Source organism: Methanobrevibacter sp. (assembly GCF_045539575.1).
GTDB lineage: Archaea > Methanobacteriota > Methanobacteria > Methanobacteriales > Methanobacteriaceae > Methanocatella.
The window spans coordinates 1-2,671 of the sequence record NZ_JAZQFM010000082.1 but is presented as its reverse complement, the minus strand read 5'-3'; the positions used below and the strand labels follow the sequence as shown (position 1 = coordinate 2,671).

At 35.4% G+C, this 2,671-nt stretch carries 2 protein-coding genes; one reads left to right on the top strand and one right to left on the bottom strand.

Going from position 1 to position 2,671, the window contains the following annotated elements; all coding sequences use genetic code 11:
- Nucleotides 1–303 precede the first annotated feature (303 nt).
- Nucleotides 304–1,032 (bottom strand): UPF0280 family protein, encoded by a 729-nt coding sequence (locus ACKI30_RS10365; protein WP_407412214.1) that lies wholly within the window; start codon nucleotides 1,030–1,032, stop codon nucleotides 304–306.
- Between the two features lie 47 nt (nucleotides 1,033–1,079).
- On the opposite strand from ACKI30_RS10365, the gene ACKI30_RS10360 reads away from it, so the two are divergent.
- Nucleotides 1,080–2,459, top strand: coding sequence for a 2,3-diphosphoglycerate synthetase (locus tag ACKI30_RS10360; RefSeq protein ID WP_407412212.1), 1,380 nt, complete (start codon nucleotides 1,080–1,082; stop codon nucleotides 2,457–2,459).
- The last annotated feature ends 212 nt before the right edge of the window (nucleotides 2,460–2,671 follow it).

Sequence of the window (2,671 nt, the reverse complement as noted above, 5' to 3'; positions counted from 1 at the left end):
AACTAATTTCTTGTTAGTTAAAAATTAACTCCAAATTTGTATACATTAATATTGTATATTAATCATATTTAAATATTGCATTAAAAATAGATTACAAAACATGATTAATCAACCAATCTTTAACTAAATTTAATATTAATCGTTGCTGCCTTAATTACTTTGATGAAACTATGCGAATACAGGTAGATTTAACAGAATTTATTTTGAAAATATCATGACACGACTGTTAAAATAAAATATTTGAAAAATTAAATCACCAATGTTTTCAATGAAGTTAATTTAAATGAATCTTCCTTTAATAATTCAATAACCTTTATTTGAACCATCTTGGAACTCTTCAGTTTCAACGATTTTTGGAAGCTTTCCGATAGTGCCCACATTTTCACCGCAGATAATCAGCGCAGAGTCAAAAAATTCCCTATATTCATCACCGCACTCCAATGCATTGACAATCCTGTCCTGAGAAGATTCGCCATAAGCGCAATTGGCTATTCTGGTTGCAAGACCATCACAAAGGGATGCAGATTTTCCAAGTACAGTTACACAGTCAGATTCACCAAAACTGATTGAATGACCAATTTTACCTGAAGAAGAGCAGATTCCCAATGGATTTTTCCTTTTTCTGATTTCAAATGCAATATCATTTCCCAATGATTCATTGTTTGAATAGATTCCGCACAGCACTTTCCTATCATTGACTACTGCAATATCCCCACCATTTTCAACTATGGAATGTGAAGATCCTTGATTCATTAAATAATCAAGAGACATCTCAGAAATGGTTCCCGCAACACAGGCCATAGGCCCGACATCACTGAGAATTGATGATTCATACATCTTAAAAACAATGCTTGGCAAGTCCCCGTCAGGCATTTTCAAAGGCTCGAGAGATATGGAAAACTCATTATTTCTAAAAATATAATCCTTTAAATCTTTGCGCAAATTAAAAACATGTCTCTTTAAATCATGCCCTGACAAGTCACTTGTCAATCTGATATGAGTCTCATCGATGTCAATCTGTGAAAAATTCATGTTTAATTATTAAACTTTTATATTTATAAAAGATTATACCTATAACCATGAAAGCTCTAAAAAAAATGCTTTGTTTGGTTGATGGTGAACACTACCTACCAGTCACCCAAGAAGCAATAGATACCTTAAACAACCTAGAACACATTGACATAGCAGGTGCAGTATTTATAGGAGGGACAGAAAAGCTTAGGGACGATTCTGAAGAAACATACTCAGAAAAGCTGGGAGTTCCCGTACAATTTGCAAAAGACAAGGACATTCCTTATGACATCATTGTTGAAATGATTAGAAAATATGATATCGATACAGTATTCGACTTGAGTGACGAACCAATTCTTGACTATCCGAAAAGATTTAAAATTGCATGCAAGGTTCTAAACGAAGGCATAACCTATGAAGGGCCTGACTTTAAATTTGAACCTCATTCACAATATGAAGTAATGGAAAAACCGTCAATAACAATTTTGGGAACCGGAAAACGTATAGGAAAAACAGCAGTTTCAGGTTTCGTTTCAAGGCTTATTGACAAAAACGGTTATGAACCATGCGTTATTGCAATGGGCAGAGGAGGCCCTGAAGAGCCTGAAATCGTACATGGCGAAGAACTGGAAATCAATGCCGAATTCCTGCTTGAACAGTCTGAAAAGGGAGTTCATGCAGCAAGCGACCATTGGGAAGATGCACTAATGAGCAGAATTTTAACAATAGGCTGCAGACGCTGTGGAGGAGGAATGGCAGGTGAAGTATTTTTAACAAACATGAAAAAAGGAGCGAAACTGGCAAATCAAGTAGATTCCAAATTCGCCATTTTTGAAGGAAGCGGAGCCGCAATACCTCCAATTAAAACCAATAAAAAAATCGTGCTTATTGGAGCAAACCAGCCTATCGAAAACCTGACCACCTACTTCGGACCTTATAGAGTGGGTCTGGGAGATCTTGTGATTTTAACAATGTGTGAAGAGCCAATGTGTTCTGATGAAAAGATAAAACAGATTGAAGAGTTTGTAAGCGAAGTCAACCCTGATGCAACCGTAATATCAACAGTCTTCAGGCCAAAACCACTTGCAGACATTGCAGGTAAAAAAGTGCTTTTTGCAACAACCGCACCTGAAGATGTCAAGGACAAACTGGTAGACTATCTGGAAAGCAATTATGACTGTGAAGTTATCGGAACAACAGCCCACCTATCCAACAGACCACTATTGCGTGAAGACATGGCCAAATATATGGATAAGGCTGACGTGATGCTTACCGAACTTAAGGCTGCAGCAGTTGATGTTGCAACAAAGGATGCTATCGAAGCCGGTCTTGAGGTTGTTTACTGCGACAACATTCCAGTGGCAATCAATGACTCCTATCCTGATTTAAAAGAGTCCGTGCTAAAAATAGTTGACTCTGCAATTGATGATTTTAACAAATCATCATAATTTTATTTTTTAAATACACAATCTGATGCCACACCATTTGATTATTTTCAAAATAATGCCTAAAAAATACATGAATATTATGCAAAAATTAGAATTTATTGGAAAAATAATAATTATTGAAAAATTTACAAATCAACCTAGAAAAATAATGAAAAAATGCACATAAAACAAACTAATTTTTATAAAAATAAGAATTTATCTGAACTTCTCCA

Excerpts from the sequence above, each read along its gene's own strand:
- ACKI30_RS10365 (WP_407412214.1), bottom strand. The coding sequence starts at position 1,032 with ATGAATTTTTCACAGATTGACATCGATGAGACTCATATCAGATTGACA.
- ACKI30_RS10360 (WP_407412212.1), top strand. The coding sequence starts at position 1,080 with ATGAAAGCTCTAAAAAAAATGCTTTGTTTGGTTGATGGTGAACACTAC.